The sequence below is a fragment of the Hyphomicrobium sp. NDB2Meth4 genome, from assembly GCF_900117445.1.
Taxonomy (GTDB): domain Bacteria; phylum Pseudomonadota; class Alphaproteobacteria; order Rhizobiales; family Hyphomicrobiaceae; genus Hyphomicrobium_A.
The window spans coordinates 123901-142799 of record NZ_FPEJ01000009.1; the positions used below are offsets into that span (position 1 = coordinate 123901).

General features: G+C 64.0%; 20 protein-coding genes. 4 read left to right on the forward strand and 16 right to left on the reverse strand.

Annotation, left to right across the window (positions count from 1 at the left end):
• Positions 1-173: 173 nt before the first annotated feature.
• The 10 genes from tilS to NDB2M4_RS13965 all read right to left on the reverse strand — a co-directional run bounded on the left by tilS (position 174) and on the right by NDB2M4_RS13965 (position 10648).
• Positions 174-1538 (reverse strand): tRNA lysidine(34) synthetase TilS, encoded by a 1365-nt coding sequence (gene tilS, locus NDB2M4_RS13920; protein WP_171988105.1) that lies wholly within the window; start codon positions 1536-1538, stop codon positions 174-176.
• Positions 1525-2631, reverse strand: a complete 1107-nt coding sequence (ybgF, locus tag NDB2M4_RS13925) for a tol-pal system protein YbgF (protein ID WP_072376091.1) — start codon at positions 2629-2631, stop codon at positions 1525-1527. Before ybgF ends, tilS begins: the two co-directional genes overlap by 14 nt.
• Before the next feature lie 165 nt (positions 2632-2796).
• Positions 2797-3723, reverse strand: a complete 927-nt coding sequence (locus NDB2M4_RS13930; protein ID WP_083556370.1) for an OmpA family protein — start codon at positions 3721-3723, stop codon at positions 2797-2799.
• Between the two features lie 205 nt (positions 3724-3928).
• On the reverse strand, positions 3929-4438 hold the full coding sequence (gene pal / locus NDB2M4_RS13935; RefSeq protein ID WP_072376373.1) for a peptidoglycan-associated lipoprotein Pal: 510 nt from the start codon (positions 4436-4438) through the stop codon (positions 3929-3931).
• A gap of 557 nt (positions 4439-4995) precedes the next feature.
• On the reverse strand, positions 4996-5121 hold the full coding sequence (locus NDB2M4_RS20610; RefSeq protein ID WP_280173538.1) for a hypothetical protein: 126 nt from the start codon (positions 5119-5121) through the stop codon (positions 4996-4998).
• A 615-nt stretch (positions 5122-5736) separates the two neighbouring features.
• Positions 5737-7221 carry a Tol-Pal system beta propeller repeat protein TolB gene (tolB, locus tag NDB2M4_RS13940; RefSeq protein WP_244536178.1) on the reverse strand — a complete coding sequence of 495 codons (1485 nt, stop codon included), beginning with the start codon at positions 7219-7221 and terminating at the stop codon, positions 5737-5739.
• 62 nt (positions 7222-7283) lie between these two features.
• Positions 7284-8348, reverse strand: coding sequence for a hypothetical protein (locus NDB2M4_RS13945; RefSeq protein WP_072376093.1), 1065 nt, complete (start codon positions 8346-8348; stop codon positions 7284-7286).
• Between the two features lie 180 nt (positions 8349-8528).
• Positions 8529-8978 (reverse strand): protein TolR, encoded by a 450-nt coding sequence (gene tolR / locus NDB2M4_RS13955; protein WP_072376097.1) that lies wholly within the window; start codon positions 8976-8978, stop codon positions 8529-8531.
• Between the two features lie 35 nt (positions 8979-9013).
• Positions 9014-9733 carry a protein TolQ gene (gene tolQ / locus NDB2M4_RS13960; RefSeq protein ID WP_072376098.1) on the reverse strand — a complete coding sequence of 240 codons (720 nt, stop codon included), beginning with the start codon at positions 9731-9733 and terminating at the stop codon, positions 9014-9016.
• A 264-nt stretch (positions 9734-9997) separates the two neighbouring features.
• Entirely contained in the window at positions 9998-10648 is a 651-nt protein-coding gene (locus tag NDB2M4_RS13965) for a carbonic anhydrase (protein WP_083556374.1), read from the reverse strand.
• 244 nt (positions 10649-10892) lie between these two features.
• Here NDB2M4_RS13965 and NDB2M4_RS13970 point away from each other — a divergent pair, with 244 nt between their 5' ends.
• On the forward strand, positions 10893-11588 hold the full coding sequence (locus NDB2M4_RS13970) for a hypothetical protein (RefSeq protein ID WP_139247287.1): 696 nt from the start codon (positions 10893-10895) through the stop codon (positions 11586-11588).
• A 572-nt stretch (positions 11589-12160) separates the two neighbouring features.
• The gene (locus NDB2M4_RS13975; protein WP_139247288.1) at positions 12161-12526 is read left to right on the forward strand and encodes a hypothetical protein; all 366 of its coding nucleotides are present in this window, start codon (positions 12161-12163) and stop codon (positions 12524-12526) included.
• A 201-nt stretch (positions 12527-12727) separates the two neighbouring features.
• Here NDB2M4_RS13975 and NDB2M4_RS13980 read toward each other — a convergent pair whose 3' ends face one another.
• The 6 genes from NDB2M4_RS13980 to NDB2M4_RS14005 all read right to left on the reverse strand — a co-directional run bounded on the left by NDB2M4_RS13980 (position 12728) and on the right by NDB2M4_RS14005 (position 16948).
• The gene (locus NDB2M4_RS13980; protein ID WP_072376105.1) at positions 12728-13012 is read right to left on the reverse strand and encodes a hypothetical protein; all 285 of its coding nucleotides are present in this window, start codon (positions 13010-13012) and stop codon (positions 12728-12730) included.
• 175 nt (positions 13013-13187) lie between these two features.
• Positions 13188-13490 (reverse strand): HU family DNA-binding protein, encoded by a 303-nt coding sequence (locus NDB2M4_RS13985; protein WP_072376107.1) that lies wholly within the window; start codon positions 13488-13490, stop codon positions 13188-13190.
• 166 nt (positions 13491-13656) lie between these two features.
• Entirely contained in the window at positions 13657-14139 is a 483-nt protein-coding gene (locus NDB2M4_RS13990) for a YbgC/FadM family acyl-CoA thioesterase (protein ID WP_072376109.1), read from the reverse strand.
• Between the two features lie 66 nt (positions 14140-14205).
• Positions 14206-15102, reverse strand: a complete 897-nt coding sequence (locus NDB2M4_RS13995) for a metallophosphoesterase (RefSeq protein WP_072376111.1) — start codon at positions 15100-15102, stop codon at positions 14206-14208.
• Between the two features lie 104 nt (positions 15103-15206).
• Positions 15207-16286, reverse strand: coding sequence for a Holliday junction branch migration DNA helicase RuvB (ruvB, locus tag NDB2M4_RS14000; protein ID WP_072376113.1), 1080 nt, complete (start codon positions 16284-16286; stop codon positions 15207-15209).
• Positions 16283-16948, reverse strand: a complete 666-nt coding sequence (locus NDB2M4_RS14005; protein WP_072376115.1) for a TMEM175 family protein — start codon at positions 16946-16948, stop codon at positions 16283-16285. Before NDB2M4_RS14005 ends, ruvB begins: the two co-directional genes overlap by 4 nt.
• A 174-nt stretch (positions 16949-17122) precedes the next feature.
• Between NDB2M4_RS14005 and NDB2M4_RS14010 the strand changes: the two genes are divergently transcribed.
• Complete coding sequence (locus NDB2M4_RS14010; RefSeq protein ID WP_072376117.1) at positions 17123-17518, forward strand: hypothetical protein; 396 nt, start codon at positions 17123-17125, stop codon at positions 17516-17518.
• Between the two features lie 130 nt (positions 17519-17648).
• Positions 17649-18899, forward strand: a complete 1251-nt coding sequence (locus NDB2M4_RS14015; RefSeq protein WP_171988106.1) for a S41 family peptidase — start codon at positions 17649-17651, stop codon at positions 18897-18899.

Sequence of the window (18899 nt, forward strand, 5' to 3'; positions counted from 1 at the left end):
ACACGGCTTGCGCCCAACCCGCTTCCTGGATGGCTCCAGGCGCCGTTCGCAGCTTCGCGTTAACATAGGAGCCGGGCACGCAGTTGCCAAGTTACACGCCTCTCGCTCCCCAGGAGCTTAACGAGGGACCAAAAACAGGGCGACTGCCTCACGGTCGCAGTAGATTTACGGCTCTAGCCAAGAAATTCGGCCGAATAGAGTTCGGCGGACCCCCGCCACAGGGCCTTTGCTTCGGGTAGCTCAGCGAACAAGGGCACACACATGAGCTCTGTCCCGCGCCAGAAGGCGGGCAGCGTTGCCGCGGCACTGGCAGGCAACTGGACCGTCTTTTCATTAAGCTTACGCCGCAGCTTGGCATAAGCCTCGCCGCCGAGCGCCCGGACTGAAACCGGCTCGGCGCCCTCGCGGGCGATGGCGACGCGGAACCGGCGGTCCCAGATTGCCACCATTCCCGGGCCAAGTTGCATTGTAGGCAGTGGTGAGCGACCGGCTTCGCGTTGCACATGAATCTGGTGGCGGCGGTTTGCAATTGCGGCGCCTGCAAGGGTCGCACCTTCGAAGTCCGGCTCGGACATGCGCGCGAGCAACTGCTCGAGCTGGGACATGCGCAGCGGCTGTTCCTGCCCACCGAAAGCGCGGAGCAAGCGCGCCAGAAGGCGGAGCTTCAATTCATCGGGCGCGGCGTGCCAGGGGGCTGCCGCGAAACTGGCGAACGCGCCTTTGTGCAGATCGAGATGCGCATCGCGCTGGAGAGCGTCGACGCCTGCCTCCAAGGCTTCCTTGGCGCGCGCCAGCCGCCGTGCGCTGAGCGCCATCTTTGCATTGGAGAGGCCGAGCGCTGCGAGGGTCTGCCGCGCCTTGCGGATGCGCACGCGCTCGAAGCGCTCTGCGTCATTGCTCGGGTCTTCGAGCCAGGGGCGGCCGGCTGCACGCAAGGTTGCCCGCAACCGCGCCCCGGGAATGGCCAGCAGCGGTCGCGCCAGAACCACCTCGACCGGGCCGTCGTCGAGGGTTCGCAGCGGCGCCATGGCCGAAAGACCATCCAGGCCGCTGCCGCGGGACAGGCGCATCAGCAGCGTTTCGGCCTGATCGTCCTCGGTGTGTGCGGTGACGATGGCGATGGGGCCTTTGCCAGCCGCGCTGGCGAACTCGGTCAGCAGACGATAGCGGGCGTCGCGGGCCGCATCCTGAATGCCGGTCGTCGGCTTTTCTCCCGACCAGGTCAGCAGCGCGGGGTCGAAACCGAGGGCTGTCGCTTCGGTTGCGACCCGTTCCGCTTCGGCGCGCGCCTGGGCGCGCAGTCCGTGATCGACGGTTGCGACGATGGTCTCGGGCGCATCGGACCTGGCGGCGAGCCAACGGTGAGCGAGCAGCATCAGCGCCATGCTGTCGGCGCCGCCGGATACTGCGAGGATCAAGACTTTGAAGTGGGCGAGCGGCGCAAAGAGCGCATCAAGCTCGCGATCCGAAACCGGCTGATCGCCCGTTCCCGATCCGATGCTGCGCGAGGCAGCGGCGTTCTCGTCAGCTGCAGCCAATGCGCTGGCGCTCTGACTTGGCGCGCATTTTGACGTTCTCCGGCGCATTGGGGAAACGCGTCGACAGCTCACCGAACGATGAGCAGGCGGCGTCCTTCTGGCCAAGACGATCGAGTGACATTGCCAGCTTCAAGAGGCTGTCGGCAGCACGCGGGTTGCCGGCGTAATTCTGATAGCCCTTGAGGAACGAACTGGCGGCGGCCTTGAACTCGCCGCGCACGAAGTGGGCTTCGCCGAGCCAATACTGCGCGTTGCCCGCGAGGGAATCCTGCGGGTAGCGATTGAGAAAGTCTTCGAAGGCGCCCTGGGCGGCAGAATAATCGCGCTGCATGAGATAGCCGTAGGCGGTCTCGTAGAGCTGCTTGGCGCCGCCGGGGTTGTTGTCGGCACCGGGCGCCGTTGCCGCGCCGAATGCCGGCGGGAGCGCTGCCATCTCGGGTGCCGGGCTCGCCGCGGCGCCGCCGGGCGTTGCAGGGGCTGCGGGCGCTGTCGGGACGGCAGCTGTCGCGGCTGCGTCGTTCTCGATCAGGCCGCCGATGGTGTCGCCGGTTGCGGCGGTCACCGTCGTCGAACCGAAGCGAAGATCGTCGGCTGCAGGGGCTGACGAAGCAAATCCGCTGGGCGGGGTTTGGCTGGGCGGTGTCTGGCCGGGCGCGGCGTCCGGCATCGGCGCAGCATCGGACCGACGCGGCTGCCCGCCGAGGGCGCGCATCTGGTCGGTCAGCTGCTGGACCTGGGCAGCCAGCGCGCGAAGCTGTGTTTCGAGGCCATCAATGCGGACGCTATCGGCGCCGCCGCCGCCACTGAAGCTGCCGCCGTCGGCGGCCGGTGCCGCGCCACCACCACCGCGAGCGAGCGATTCGAGTGTGCCGATAACGACCTGCATATCCACCAGCTGGGCTTCGAGCTGGTCGATGCGCTGGCGCAGCGCCGAATCGTCGGCGCCAGCCTGGGGCGCTGCCGCAGCCGCAGCCTTTGCCTTGGCGGGCGGCGTGGCCTGGGCGAGGCGCAGCGGCTCGGCCGCCGCGGCGCCGAAGGCAACCGCAGCGATCGCCGCGCTGGCTAAGATTATGGAGGCGAAGGGGCGAAGCATAGGTACTGACTATCCCGGCTATCGAAGAGATCGCCTTGCGGGCGATCGGGCCAGCGCGGCGCCAGGGGGAGCGACCGATGCTGGGTTGATCAGGCAAGGTGCTGACATCGCTAGACGCTGCACCGGCAAAATTCCTCTCCTAGGCATCACTTGGCACCAGGGTTGTCAACGCGTCATGCCTGCCGTCTGAGTGGCGGTTAGGGCGGCCGCCTCGGCTGCTGTCGGGGTGGGCACGGGCGCTCCGGACAGGGCCGTGGCCATTGGAACGGTGTTGAGCAGGCCGAGCCGCTCGCGGGTGCCCGTGGCGAACACGAGGGTTACGGCGCGGCGGTTCTGGGCGCGGCAGTCGGTGTCGGCGCAGGTGGCGATGCGGACGGAGCGGCCCAGCGGGACGATGGCGATGCGGCTCGGCTCGACGCCTTCCTCGATCAGGCGCTGGCGAACGGCCTCGGCGCGACGCTGAGACAGAGCGACGTTGTCCTGCTCGCTGCCCGGCTCGTCGGCGTGGCCTTCGATAGCCGCTTCGAACTCGTGCCAGCGCATGAGCCAGTGCGCCTGTGCGTCGAGCGCTGAGCGCGCCCGCGATCCGAGTTCGGCGCTGCCCGGCGAAAAGAAGACGCGGTCGCCCGCCTCAATGCGCAGTTTCGACTGGATCGATGCGTTGCGGCGGAGCTCGCGATCCCATGCGGGTGCGCGCTGCTCGCCAGCCGCGGGCATGTCAGCCAGCGCCGGTAGCGAACCCGTCACGGTAATGGCGTCGAACGAATCGGTGTTGCGCGCCTCGACTGGCTCGCGCGCGTCGAGGTCGCCGAGCTGCTGGCGCGCGTTATCGGCTGCTTCGGTTCCCGGGAAGCGGGCGACGACCGATTCGAACGTTTGCCGCGCGTAATCGGGATGGCCACCAGCGAGCTTTTCGACACCATCGAGATAGAGTTCGGCGGCGCGCTGCTCGGCGTCGTAACCGGAGGTGGTGCGCCAGGAGAACGGATCGGCACGCAATGGTACGGACGAGGTGCCAGCGGCGATCATGAGAGCCATCACGAACACACAGCGTCCGGCTACGCTACATTGTGCACGCATGGGCCACCGCATTGCATTCCCCTCGCCGCCAAATCTCTGAAATCGCGGCAATCATTGCTCAGGATTTGCGGCGATTCTTTGCTGTGTTGCGCGGTGGTGCGCAGAGCTGTGGAAGTGGGGCAGGACAGCCACAGCGTTCAATCCGGCGGCGCGGCACAAACGAAAATCCCGCGGACGAAAGCCGCGGGATCAAACCGTCGAAGACTTTGATCGGAAATCAGTTTCCGGCGGTGCGCGAGTTGAGCACCGTTTGTGCGCGGCGATTCTGCGACCAGCACGAGATGTCGTTACACACCGCCACCGGGCGCTCCTTGCCGTAGGAGATGGTGCGCAGTCGGGCGCCATTGATGCCGTTCTGGGCGAGGAAGTTGCGCACTGTGGTAGCTCGGCGGGCGCCGAGAGCGATGTTGTATTCGCGCGTGCCGCGCTCGTCGGCGTGGCCCTCGATGGTGATCGTGTACTGCGGATACTGCTGTAGCCACTGCGCCTGCTTCTGCAGCGTCGCGGTGGCTTCCGGCGTCAGATCCGAGCTGTCGGTGGTGAAGTAGACGATGTCGCCGACGTTGACTGCGAAGTCGCGATGCGTGCCCGGCGTCACCGAGCCGTCGCGGCCCGTGAGCGACGAGTTTGGCTGGTTCTCGTTATTGGCGCAAGCGGCGACCAGACCACCCACAAGCAAGACCGCAAGTAGGCGCGCTGCGCGGGTGAACCAGGATGTCGTGGCCATGCAAATCCCTTTCGTCGCCCACTGATCAACGTAACGTCTGAAGCGCGGCGACTGTTTCATCTCGATGAGGAGTTAGCGTGCCGCTCGTACGAAAATGTGGCCGCTTATCCGCTTCATCAGGACCTTTGTGCGATTCGTCGCCCGGAAGGACCTGAATGCAATCATTATCCGGTGCAAAGAAACCGCGCGCAGCGACCAAAGGACCCGGTGTGGCGCTGCTGCACCGCAGCTATGCCACACGTGCAAGCCTCGCTTGCAGAGCAGACGCCGGCACGTCCTGTGGTGTCGTCGGGGATCGCGTCGAGCAACGCTCGATGGGCGGCGAATCAATCGCACCTGCCCGGCTGAAATCCGAGATGCGCTCGGCTGCCCTATCGAGGCGCCCGGTGCGCCGAGCGTGCCGGCGGCCTGATTAGCGAATCAATCGGCGGCGTGATGGGTGGAGACGAAGCAAAACGATACGCCAGAAACGATCAGGGCCGAGACCGACACACGAAGTGTCGATCTCGGCCCTGTAGATCGGTCTTCCCAGCGAGACGTGCCAGGAAGCTAGCTGTTTAGCGCACCGACTGCGTCGAAGCCGGAACGTCGGCGCCGAGCTTCAGCGGAGCGGGCTCCTCGCGGCGGCAAGCGCCGAGAGCAACAGCAGCGGCAACGGCCGCGATCAGGATGGCCCCCTTCATCGTCGTATCTCCTAAAAAGTTTGTCCCCCTCGACTAAGCGTGATGCTTAGCGAGCAACTTCCGTGGTCATGTCAGCGCCGAGCTTCAGCGGAGCAGGCTCTTCACGACGGCAAGCGCCCAGAGCAACAGCAGCGACGACGACGGCGAGCACGATTGCACTCTTCATAGCATTTTCTCCTAATGTTGTCCTGGCCTTGCCGCCTGCTCTTAGCGAGCGGGCTGCGTAGCGGCAGGCAGATCAGCGCCCAGTTTCAGCGGCGCGGGCTCTTCACGACGGCACGCGCCCAGAGCAACGGCCGCAACCACTGCTGACAAAACGATCAGCCCCTTAAAACCCTGCATGGTCTCATCTCCTGATGCTTTATCGGCACTAGCCATATACTGGGGTACTTGCGCGGCTCGACTTGATCAAGAACAGAGGCGTTTAGCCCTCAGTTTTCCAAGTCGGCAGATGCGAAAATGCAACTGCGTTCCGCGGGGTTCTCAGCGTCTGACTGGGTCCGATGGTCCTCACCGAAAAAGCCCGAATTTACGCGGTAAACTCGCCCCTTCGGTGCCGAGGCGTCTGGGCATCATTGATGCTCGGGGTTAGTTAATTTCAGGTTAAACGGTGTTTCAATTCAGGAGCGGCGACCATGCGGGATCGGACGCGAAGGCCGGCGTCTTGATCACGCGCTCGTTGTAGCCGGTCAAATCGATGGAATAGATTCGCGGACCGCCCGTCGGGCCCTGCGATTCGCGGAAGAACATCAACACGCGGCCGTTGGGTGCCCAGGTGGGGCCCTCGTTGTGGTAGCCCTCGGTGAGGATGCGCTCGCCGGAGCCGTCAGGGCGCATTACGCCGATGAGGAATCGGCCACCGAGCTGCTTGGTGAAGGCGATGTAGTCGCCGCGCGGGGACCAGACGGGCGTCGAATAGGAGCCCTGTCCCTGGCTGATGCGGTGGGCGGCGGACCCGTCCGAATTCATCACATAGATCTGCTGTGAGCGGTCGCGGTCGGATTCGAACACGACCTGACGTCCATCGGGCGAATAGCTCGGGCTGGTATCGATGGCGAGGCCCTGGGTGAGCTGGCGCCGCTGGCGCGTTCTCAGGTCCATCTCATAGATGGCCGAGTTGCCGCCCTCCTGCAGACTGAGAATCACGCGCTGGCCATCGGGCGAGAAGCGCGGCGCGAAGGTCATGCCGGGGAAATCGCCGACCGTTTCGCGCTGGCCGGTCTCAAGATTCATAAGGAAGACGCGCGGCGAGCCGCCGCCGTACGACATGAAGGTGATTTCCTGGTTGGTCGGCGAGAAGCGTGGCGTGAGCACGAGCTCCTGGCCCTTGCTCAACAGGCGGACGTTGAAGCCGTCCTGGTCCATGATGGCGAGGCGCTTGATGCGGCGCTCTTTCGGACCGGTCTCATCGATGAATACGACGCGAGTATCGAAATAGCCCGACTCGCCGGTGAGTTGCTTATAGACCTGATCTGCGATGATGTGGCCGACGCGCCGCCAGTTCTGCGAGTTGGTGGCGAATCGCTGGCCGGCGAGCTGGCGTCCGGTCGCTACGTCCCAGAGGCGGAACTGAGCGACGATGCGGCCGTCGGCGCTGCGCCCGACGTCGCCCACCACGAGTGCATCGGCCCTGATGGCGCGCCAGTCGGGGAAGCGAGGGGCGGCGTTTACGTCGCGCACCTGTTCGAGAAAGGAGCCGCGGTCGAGCGGCTCAAACAGACCCGAGTTGCCGAGGTCCGCGGTGACGACCTCGGCGATATCGGCGGCGAGCTTCTGGTCGGGGCCAAGGAAATAGGGAATCGCAATCGGAATCGGCGCGATGGTGCCCTGCGTCTGGCGACCCTGCAGACCACCGGCGCCGCTGCCACCGGAAAGACCGCCGCCGCCCGGAGGGGCGGAGGAACCGCCCTGGAACTCGCGCAACTGAGCGTCGAGTCCGCCGCCATCAGAGGGGCCTTTATAGCTGTCGTCGGGACGTTGCGCGGAGGCCGGCGTCAGAGAAGCACTGGCGAGGAGTGCGGCGAGCACACCGAACAGCATCGTCCGCCAAGACCTGGCTTTGCGCGCATCCGCTACCATTCGTCCGTTCCCATCGTGCATGTGGCTCTGATCCTCTGCCCTTTCCGGGGCTCCTTAGCACCGAATTGCGCCCGTGCGCATACCTAGCGCTGTACCAATCCTAAGATGACGGGCCAATCAAACGCCCAAGTGACCGTGCTCCAGGCTCCATACATGTCGGGCGGAAGCTGGAACGGGGCACATTGCTTGATCGCACGGACCGAAGCGTCGGCGGCGATAAGAAACAGCGGCGTGTTCTGGCGATTGATTACGACGGGCTCGCCGTTGAGCGAACCATCCTGATTGAGCTGAAAGCGCACGTTGACGACCGGCGTGTCGGGGCCGCCGCCGCCGCCGGGAAGGCGCGCGCATGGCTCCAGCTGCCGGTTGATCATGGACAGGAGAAGATCCTGCTGGCGCGCGGACAAGACCGTGTCGTGTCCCTGCCGCTCGCCTGCCGTCGGCCCCTCGTAATCGGTGGGCTTGGTGGGCGGCGTCGACGACTTGGGAGCGCCGCGCTTGTCGGGCGTCTTGTCGAGCAGAGCGGCGATCTTGTCGGCGTCGAACTTGCTCTTCTCGCGCTGCTTGCGCTTCTCCTCGGCAAGCTTGCGCTTCTTCTCCTCGGCCTTCTTCTTGGCCTCGAGCTTCTTTTTCTCCTCGGCCTTTTTCTTCGCCTCTTCCTTCTTCTTTTCCTCGGCCTTCTTCTTTTCCTCTTCGGCCTTGCGCTCCTGCTCGAGCTTCTCCTCGAGCTTCTTCTTCTCGTCGAGCGTCGGGCCAGGCTCCGGCGTCGGCTCGGGCGGAGCGGCCGCTAGCTTTTCGGCGATCGGGTCTTTCTTCGGCTCGGGCGGCGGCTCGGCCTTTTTCGGCTCGCTCTTTTCAGGCTCGGGCGGCGGCGGTTCGGCAGCCGGGGGCGGCGCGACGACCGGATTGGGCTTGTCGGCTTCCTTCTTGGAAGTCTCCTCGGGCGGAGGCTCCTCCTTGGCTTTGGCTTCAAGCTGCTTGGCGTTCGGATCGCCCTGCTTCAGGCGCGTCAGCTCGGACGGCGTGACGATGGTCGCCTCGATGGGGATCACGGTCGGCAAGTCCAGCGGCTGCTCGTGGAAGGAGAGCAGCGCGTAGGCCAACAGCAGTGCGTGACCGATAAATGAGGTGATGAACCCGCGGTACACGCCTAGTGTCCTGACGCAGAGTTTCGCCAGAGTTCGCTAGTGGCACCACGAGCGAACATCGGCACCATGAAGGGCGGCTTCACGACCGGCACTGGGCGCATGGATTGGCTCGTGCGGCGCAGATTCAGAAATTCGCTCGATACGTGACCGAAAATGATGGCGAATTTCGCTATCACCCCACTAGCCTCCATCCTCCACTTCCGTGACAAGCGACACTTTACGGAAGCCGCCGGCGCTGATGCGCCCCATGACCCGCATGACCGTGCCGTAGGCGACGCCCTTGTCGCCGCGCACGAAGATCTGCTCGTCGTAGCCGTTCTTGGCGATCGCCTTGAGCTTGGGGGCGATCTCGTCGAGCGGGACCGCGGTCTCGCCGATGAAGACGTTGCCGTCTGACTTCACGGAGATGACGAGCGGCTCCTTGTTGGCTTCGAGCTGCTTGCCCTTGGCCTGCGGAAGCTCGATCGGCACGCCGACCTGGAGCAGCGGTGCGGCGACCATGAAGATGATCAGCAGCACGAGCATCACGTCGACCATCGGCGTGACGTTGATCTCGCTCATCGGCGCATTGCGCGCGCGACGGCGACGCTTGCCGCCGCCTCCGGTGTTCGCCTTGATGCTCGCGCCCATACCTGCTTAAGCCTTCCTAGTTGCTGCGCGGAATGTCAGCTTCTCACGTCGATCTGGCGCGAAACGATGGCGGCGAACTCGTCCGCGAACGCTTCAAGCCGATGACTGATGGCAGCGCTGTCAGCGGAGAATTTGTTGTAGAAGATAACCGCGGGAATGGCGGCCACGAGGCCGAGCGCCGTCGCAAACAAGGCCTCGGCGATGCCGGGCGCGACGACCGCAAGGTTGGTGTTCTTGGAAACGGCGATAGCCTGGAAGCTGGTCATGATGCCCCAGACGGTGCCGAAGAGACCGACGAACGGCGCGGTCGAGCCGACCGTCGCGAGAAACAGAAGCCGGCGGTCGAGGCGCTCCATCTCGCGGCTGATGGTGACGTCCATGACCTTCTCGACGCGGAGCTGAATGCCGCCGAGGGCGCGGATGTTGCCTTCGACCGATCGCTTCCACTCGCGCATGGCGGCGACGAACAGGGCGGCCATGGTGATGGGCTTGGTGCGCGAGAGGGCGGTGTAAAGCTCGTCCAGCGACTGTCCCGACCAGAACATGTGCTCGAAGCGGTCGGACTCGATGCGCGCACGGCGGAAGGCGAAGAACTTCTCGACGACGATGGCCCACGACCAGATGGAGGCGATGAGCAGTCCGGCCATGACAAGCTGCACGACGATGTGCGCCTGCATGAACAGCTCAAGGAACGAGAAACCGTGCGCTGCCGCCGGCGGAGCGATAGCTTCCTGCGCGAGATCGGTAGGATTCATTTGGTGGTTATCCAGTGACGGAGGAAGAGCCCGGAATGCGAGCGCCCGCAACAGCGGCGCAAGCGGCCGGTGCAGCCGGCCATGCGCAACCGAAGCTTGAGTTTGTCTTGCTTCGCCCACATCCCCAAGAGGGCATGTTGCCTCGCAATATGACCAAACGGCGGCGGGCGATGCGACTCGACTTGCTGGGCCATACTAGACCATGCGGCAAGCGTCCGGCTGCACGGGAAGGCCGGCAAGCGGCGTCTTTCCCCTACCTCAGTTTCAATCCAGGAGGCCGCGCCAGCCGCCGGTCTGCGGATCGTAGGTGGTGAGCTCGCCCGTGAACATGTCGTAGAGCCAGCCGTGGATGTTGAGGCGGCTGGCGGCGATGCCGTCTCGCACGATGGGGTAGGTCATCAGGTTGTCGAGCTGAAACTGGACGTGAGCCTTCACGGTCTCCGTCAGCCGTTCCTCGTCGGGAACGCGTGCAGCAGCAATGAGTTGATGGGCGGGCCGGGTGAACTCCATCCAGCGGCCCAGCGGGGCGGCGCGGTCGAGCGCCATTGGTTCGAGCAGGGCAGCGATGCCGCCGCAGCCCGTGTGGCCGCAGACGACGATATCGTCGATGCCGAGGTGGCCGACGCCATACTCTATGGCGGCTCCGACCGTATCGTCGGCAGCGTCGGCCGGCGGCACGACATTGGCGATGTTGCGGACCTCGAACAGCTCGCCAGGGTCGGCATTGGTGATGGTTGCCGGCACCACACGACTGTCGGCGCAGCCGATCCACAGGAGGCGCGGCTTCTGCTTCTTGGTTGCCAGGGCACGATAAAAGGCGCGGTCGCGCTCGAATTGCTGGCGGAAGCGCTCGTGGCCCTCCATCGCATCCTTGATGTCGAGGTCTATGCCTTCGGCATCTTTTTCCTGCGTCATCCCCGTCCCTCCCGACAACCGACCCCGAATTCCCGCATCATGGTTAGCTGCGCGGCGGTTGTCGATGCCACGAGTAAATCCTGGGCTAACCAAGCGGCTACACTTTGTTCGGATGCGCCAGGGTAAGGTTATATCGAGGCCGACAGGGGCGATCGGGTTGCAGCGTCCTAATTCGGGCTAATTCAGCCACTTAATTCCCCGCTACCAAGGGTGCCGGGGGGCCGTGCAAGCCTGGTCAATGGTCATGTTGCGTATTCACGCGTTACTCGCCACCGCCCTTTTGGGCTTTGCTGCCGCTGCCATCAGCGATGCAAGGGCCGAGGAAGAGTTTGTCGGACGCAGCGTCACCCTTGCAGGCCGCAAGGTGTCATGCGGGAAAGCCGACATCATGATCGACCGGAGTCTGCCCAGCGAGGGCGGTGCCGGCGATACGATCCTCATTCTCAATCCTACGATGCTGAACCAGCAACCGCCGACGGTGCGGCTGTTCGTGTTCAACCACGAATGCGGCCATCTCACCGTGGGCGATAGCGAGCTCGCTGCCGACTGTCATGCCGTGCACCGCGGCGTCGCCGAGGGCTGGCTGGACCGCAAGGGATTGAAGCAGGTGTGCGACAGCTTCGAGGGGGCCCCGGAAACGGATACGCATCCTTCGGCCAAGCGCCGGTGCGCTTACCTCGACAAATGCTATGCCAAAGCGCTGGCGGAACAGACGCCGATAGCGCCGAAGCCGATACCGGTGCAGGCGCCAAGCAAGGTTCCCGCGACGATTACAGCGTCGGCGCCCGAGCTTCCCGTCGCCAAGAAGGCCGCTCTCGGGCAGCCGAAGGTCATCTCGGCTTGGCGCTGCACCGATCCGCTGGATGTGACCGGCAGCAATCCCGACCCGATCGGGCACGCCATCAACAAAGACGCAGAGCGCGCGGAGCGCTGCCGCTAGAGCCGGCGCGCACCGGGAAGACCGAGCACCGCGCGCGGGCCAGCCGTGGCGTCTTGCGCCCGCCGGCGTGTCTTCATGAGCATGTGCGGAGCATGACCGGCCGAGGAGAGCCGCGCTCTGGTAGATGGAAAGCTGCTTTCCTCGCATCGCCCCCGGCGGCGCCAATGCGCCGGGCAAAAGTTCCTCGCTCGATTTCCAATCGGACTCGAATTGCGTAGGCAATTATTTTTTTGCATTTACTCGAAACGGCCAATTGCGACTCTAATCGTTTCGGCAATCAAACATCGGTTTATTAGCTTTTGAACCGAAATGAACGGTTGCACGGTCACCTCGCTGCTTAACTTACAAAAATATAGTTACCTCCTGTATTTCTGGTCGTTTTGACACGCAAAAAGCAGCAATCGATGCCGTTCATTAACCATAAGCAGCGATGCATTCGTTTTGTTTTTCCGGCTAACCGATTTTTACGTGGCCCGCTGTTATCCATTTTCACGTGCCGTTCGGCGTAACCCGGCAAATTGCCGAAATGTCGAACATTGAAAAATCTACGTGGGTGAATTTGGGAGTTTCGAATGCGTGGGCTTCTTGGAGTTCTGGTTGCCGCTGGCGTAATGGCCGGCACGAGCGTGGCGATGACGTCGTCCGCTGAAGCAGGTTTGTTCCATCGTGACTGCTGCACTGTCGCGAAGAAGGTCTATTATCGCGAGCCGACCACGAAGCTGGTTCCGCGCGTGACCTATGAGCGCGTGCGCAGCTATCGCACTGTCTGGGTGAAGAAGGCCTATTCCGACCGTTGCGGCTGCCGCAAGTTCTATCGTCGCGTCGCCGTTCAGCAGCCGACCGTGTCGGTTGTGAAGAAGGTCGTTTATGAGCGCGTGCGCGCTTATCGCACCGTCGCTGCCGTGAAGTACTTCCGCAAGCGCTGCTGCTGCCACTAAGCGGACCGCAGTTTCTGCTGCCAAGGGAGGATGCGGCCGCTGCCGCATCCTCCCTTGCTTTTTCCGGTCTTACATCGTTCGGGCGAAATCGTCTCATTCGGAAATCGCCAGCCGAAACGGCCAGCCGCCTTGGGCGGCTTTTTTTATTGCCGAATTGATCGGCGCAGGAGCGATTGCGAATTCGCCCCTGTGAGGTGCGCGCTATTTCCCGCGCTCGTGATCGCGCTGCCAATAGACGAACAGCACCGTCACCAATGCGGTCAGCACCATGGTGGCGAGAATGTCGCTGCGATTGATGAAGCTGACCCAGACGTCCCAACCCTGAGACAGGCGTCCGCGCGGCACCAAAAGTCCGCTGCCGATGAGAATCGCGAGGGCGACGCCCGATGTGATCGCGACAGCGGCAAGAATCTGCAGGCCGCGTTTCAAGAGGCGCGGCACCGTCAACTTCTTGCCGGGTACGACAAGGATAGTTTTCTCGGACATGTCACCTCCCTCAATTTCTGCCGGCGCAAAGGTAGCCGATTCGCATTCTATGGCCGGCAGGTGGCAAGACTTTGGTTCGATGCGCGTTCAGGCCAGCGCGTGACCAAAAAGAAACGCGCCAGTGCGTGAGCACCGGCGCGATCATCGTGCGTACAAAGAAACCGCGAGCTTTGGCTCAGATGGATTCCTTGAGCTCCTTGGCGGCGCGGAAAGCGACCTTCTTCGACGCCTTGATCTTGATGGTCTCGCCAGTCGCAGGATTGCGGCCCATGCGCGCCGGGCGCTTGCGAACCTGCAGCACGCCGATGCCGTTGATGCGAATCTTGTCGCCCTTCTTCAGGTGCTTGGTGACCATGATCACCAGATCCTCAAGTATAGCGGCCGTCGTTTTCTTGGGGAGATCATGCGCTTCCGAGAGTGCAGCACCGATCTGGCGGAGCGTGATCGTGTTTTGCTTCGGAGCGGGTTTTTCAGCCATCGGTTGGTTCCTTGAGAGAATCGTTCTGCCGGAGGATACTACGCGAATTGCACGCACAATGTGCCGTCGGCCGAGCGCGAATATGCGGGATAAAGCCCAAAATCAAGCGCTTTTTGCACATCTGCGCACACAAGTGCTGCTCGCAGACCCCAAATAATGCCCTTGTTTAGGGGCTTTCGAAGGATTGGCGCAGCGCGCCGGAGATGCGCAGCGGCTTGCCGGAGACCGAAATCAGCACGACCGTGACCTCTGCTTCTACGAGAGTCGTGGCCCCACGTCTTACGCGCTGAAGAAGCGTCAAACTGGCCGCGCCCACGGCCTTCACGCGCGTTTCGACCTCGAGCAATTCGTCGATGCGGGCGGGCTTCAAGAAGTCGAACGTCATGCGGCGCACGACGAACGCTGCGGGCTCCCCGCCGTCAGAGCCGTCGATCAAGCGTCGATGATCGCCGCCGAGCAGGCGCAGGAAGTCGGAGCGTCCGCGCTCGCACCAGCGCACGTAGCTCGCGTGATAGACGAGGCCGGAGAAGTCGGTGTCCTCGAAGTAGACGCGGATGGGCAGGACGTGCCCGCGGGTGCCGTCGATGTCGACGAGGCGGCCGGCAAGGTCGGGCCACTTGGGATCGGTGTTGCTCGGTGTATCGCTCATGGCAGGTAGAAAGCCGATCGCACCGGGCTTGTCACGTGCGCTTTCGTCACGCGCGCTCGCCTCGGATCAGGCGCTGAGCGCGATCTCCACGATCTCGGGCGGAGAGCCGAGGCGCACGGGCAATCCGCTGCAGCCGAGCCCGCCGGAGACGATCAGGTTGCGCCCATCCTCGACGACGTGACCATAGACGTAGCGGGCGCCGAACTTCGAGGGCACGACCGGCGCATAACCAAACAGGCGCACCTGCCCGCCATGCGTATGGCCCGCGACAGTCAGGGCGACGCGCTCAGGCACTTTGGGGAAGATGTCGGGCTCATGCACCATCAACAGCAGCGGCGCGTCGTCGGTCACCTGTGCGAGCGTGCCGGGAAGATCGTCGATGCCATCGTAGCCGCGGCTGTTCTTGCGCCAGAAGGCCCACTGATCGCCGAGACCGGCGAGCCAGAACGGCTGGCCATTCTTTGCAAGACGCACGCAGGTATTCTCGTGCAGGGTGATGCCGGCGTTCTGGATCGCAATGCCAGCGGGTGTATGGCCTCCGCGGTGTTCCTGAACCTGGGCGTCTTCCCACCAATCGTGATTGCCGAGGACGGCGTGCACGCCGAGCGGCGCTTTGAGGGCGCCCAGCGCGCCGGCCCATTCGCGGTGCGGCACGGGCGCCCCGTAGCGCGAGAGACGATGGCCGGCGACGAAGTCGCCAAGAAGCAGCACGCAGTCGGGCTTCATGGCGTTGACTTGCGCGACGATGCCCTCGATGCGCTCAACGTCCATCCACGGGCGGCACGCGTGCAGGTCGGTGAGCACGACGAGCTTGAGCGCCAGGCCGGTGGGCCAGCCGGGCGGGCTCAGACGATAGCGGGTGACGGTGGTCGAGAACGACTCGGCCAGCGCATAGCTGCCGAAGCCGACGCTGCCGATGGCCGCCGCACCAGCGGTTTTGATGAGTTGTCTGCGGGTGATCAAGACGTTTGCCGGTGCTGCCTGTCGATGGGGTTGCGCGCGTTGTGGCGCAAAAGATGTGCCAAAAATTGGCCCCCATGCGGCAGGCTTGCGACCCCTACGCTTCGTCAGGCTGTCCCTGTCTGGTCCTCGGGATCGTCAGATGTGTCCTCTTCCGGGACATCGAACAGGGTGCTTTGCGGGCTGGAGGAACGCTGGGGACCCGACATCCCGAGATGCTTGTAGGCCTTGAGTGTGGTGATGCGCCCGCGCGGCGTGCGGCTGATGAAGCCCTGCTGCAGCAGGTATGGCTCGACGATCTCCTCGAGCGCGTCACGCGGCTCTGACAGCGCTGCGGCGATCGTCTCGATGCCAACGGGACCACCGTCGTGCGCCTTGGCGATGCAGGCGAGGTAGCGGCGGTCGAGCGCGTCGAGGCCTTCACTGTCGACCTCGAGTGCATTGAGCGCCTTGTCGGCGAGCGTTGCATCGATGATGGGGGCATTGGCGACGGCTGCGAAGTCGCGCACGCGTCGCAGCAGACGCCCGGCGATGCGCGGCGTCCCGCGGGCGCGGCGGGCGATTTCATGCGCGCCGTCAGGCCCGATCGCAGCGTTGAGCACGCGGGCACCGCGGGCGACGACGCGTTCCAGTTCAGCGACGGTGTAGAAGTTGAGGCGCACAGGGATGCCGAAGCGATCGCGCAGCGGCGTCGTCAGCAGGCCGAGACGCGTGGTGGCGCCGACGAGCGTGAACTTGGCGAGGTCGATGCGCACCGAGCGCGCGGCGGGGCCTTCGCCGATGATCAGGTCGAGCTGGAAGTCTTCGAGCGCGGGATAGAGGATTTCCTCGACCGCGGGGCTCAGGCGATGGATCTCGTCGATGAAGAGAACGTCGCGATCCTCGAGGTTGGTGAGGAGCGCAGCAAGGTCGCCGGCCTTGGCGATGACGGGCCCGGACGTGGCGCGGAAGCCGACGCCAAGCTCCTTGGCCATGATCTGCGCCAGCGTCGTCTTGCCGAGGCCGGGGGGGCCCGCGAACAGGACATGGTCGAGCGCTTCGCCGCGGTCGCGCGCAGCCTGAATGAACACGGTGAGGTTAGCGCGCGCCTGCTCCTGGCCGATGAATTCGGCGAGCGATTGTGGGCGCAGCGATGCTTCGGTGGCATCGCTATCGCGCCTTGAGCCGGTGACAAGCCGATCGGTCATGATTTGTTCCTGACGTGGTTCGCGATGCGCGTCAAGGCGGCGAAAACATCACGCGCGGGAGAGACGGTCACCGATAGGACCGGCGAGAGCGGCGACCAGCCAGCTCCACTGCGCGGGCGTGGCTCCATAGCCATAGGCGATGGGATCGAAGCGGCAAAGACGGTGGCGACGAGCAGCGGGGAGATCACACCGATGCGGCGCAACTGGCGGGAAACGTCGGACCGCACGAGCCCGGTGCGGGCGCAGGCATACCCCCAGATGGCTGCCAGCAGCAGGCAGCTCACCATCAGCACGAGCGCATAGAGGACCGTGGGCAACGGCCCATCGAAGTCGCTGAGGATGCTGGTAACGAATGGGATCAGCACCACCGACATCAGAAAGAACAGGTTCAGCCAGACGACGACGGCATCGACGCGCCGGATGTTTGCAAACTGGGCGTGGTGCGCCATCCACAGGACGCCGATGACAATGAAGCTCAGCACGTAGCACCAGAATGGGTGGGCGAGTGCCGCAAGGCCAGCGTACAGGCTGGCCGGAGATGAGCCCTCGGGGAGCTTAAGCGCCAGTACCAGCACGGTTATCGCGACAGCCATCACGCCATCGGAGAAGAACGTCAGGCGATCCGCCGGATAGGAGCGATCGAATGGGCTCTCAGTGCTCATAACGGTGGGGTGGGCTGCTTTGCGATGAGCGTCAAGCACTCGTTGTCACGCGATGTTGCAGAGCAGAAACGATTTCGATCAAAACCTCGCCACTTCACAGGCTTATAAGAAGGGTCTAGCCTGCGTTGCGTGGGGGTCGGTCGTTCCGTTGCTCGGCGATCGGAAGGAACCAGTATGATGCGTTTGCTCGTTCTCGTTGCGGCCGTAGGTGCCGCGGTTGCGGTTTCTGCAAAAGCCGGTGAACTGTGCGTCGCCTGCGACGAGCCGTCGGCGACCTATCGGTGTTCGATCGAGCAGCCCTCGGAGAAATATCAGCTCAAGGGTGGGCTCGCCGGCGAAGTCTGCAGCAAGGTGCTGGCGAAAAAGGGCGCGCACCAAAAGTGCCATATCGCGGAGGTGCCGGAGGGCGCCGCTTGCGAGGGCGCGGAGCGTGTTGTCACCATTACCGATTACCAGCGCGCGGTAAGCGACAGCGGCGAATCCACCTACGAGGTGGGCGCATTGGAAATCGCGCGGCGTAACGTGCACGATACGTGGCTGTGCGTGACGTCGATTTTCAAAGATTGCTGATTTGTAAGGCGCCGCGGCCGATTCGGCGGCGCTATCCTCCTCGCATCGCAGACTTCTGCCCCTACATTGCAGGTGTCGCTGCGGGCGCGATTGCGCCCGTGTGAGGAAGCCTCGAATGAGGAAGATAGACATGCGAGCACTCGTGCGCTCTGGAGCTTTGGCCGTTGCCGTTGCTGGTGCGCAGGCGTTTCCCTCTCTGATATCGGAGGCGCGCGCATACGAGCCCAAGCGCGAAGACGAGACCGCCGTCTACGAGGAAGTGTGGCGCCTGGTGCGCGAGCGGTTTTATGACCCGAAACTGAAAGGGCTCGACTGGCAGGCGATGGGCGATAAGCACCGCGCCGCCTATGCCGCGGCCAAAACGGATAGCCAGCGTTCGACTGCGATCAACGCGCTGCTCGGCGAACTCGATGCCTCGCACACGCATCACTACACGAAAGACGAGACGGCCTATTACGAGCTGGTCGATATCTTCGCTTATCCGCTGCGGCGGCAGATCCCGAAGCACTTCTCGGGCGGCAAGGTGCGCTACGCCGGCGTTGGCATGTTCACCCGCGATATCAATGGCAAGACATTCGTGACGGCAGTGTTTCCGAACGGTCCTGCCGAGAAGGCAGGGCTTCTCGCCGGGGACGAGATCGTTGCAGCGGACGGCAAGCCGTTCCAGCAGGTCGGCTCGTTTCGCGGCAAGGCGGGCGAGAAGGTTGCGCTGGCCGTGCGGCGCGCGGCTGGAGAGGCCACGATCGACATCGTTGTTGCTCCGAAGTGGATCGATCCGGGCGAGATATTCGAGGCCGCCGTGCGCGACAGCGCGCGCATCATCGAGGCGAACGGCAAGCGCATCGGCTACGTTCGCATCTATTCCTATGCCGGAAGCGAATACCAGCGCCAGCTCGAGGACGTGCTGAGCGATGGCAAGCTGAAAGACGCCGATGCCCTGGTGTGGGATCTGCGCGATGGCTGGGGCGGTGCGCATCCAAGCTATCTCAGCATCTTCAACACCTATGGCCCGACGCTGGCGCTCACGGGGCGCAACGGGGCGACGCATCTCGTCGGCTATCGCTGGGGCAAGCCGGTGGCGATGCTGGTCAATGACGGCACACGATCGGGCAAGGAAGTGCTGGCGTACGGTTTCAAGAAGAACGGCTTCGGGCAGGTCGTCGGCGAGCGAACGGCCGGCGCGCTGCTGGCCGGTACGGCATTCCTGTTGTCGGACGGCAGTCTGCTGATCCTTGCCGTCGAGGACGCTGCGGTCGATGGCGAGCGGCTCGAAGGCAAAGGCGTAGCGCCGACAATCGAGGTGCCGTTCGACGTGCGCTATGCGGCGGGCAAGGATCCGCAGCTCGACCGCGCCATCGCCGTGCTGGCGGACGGCGCGTAA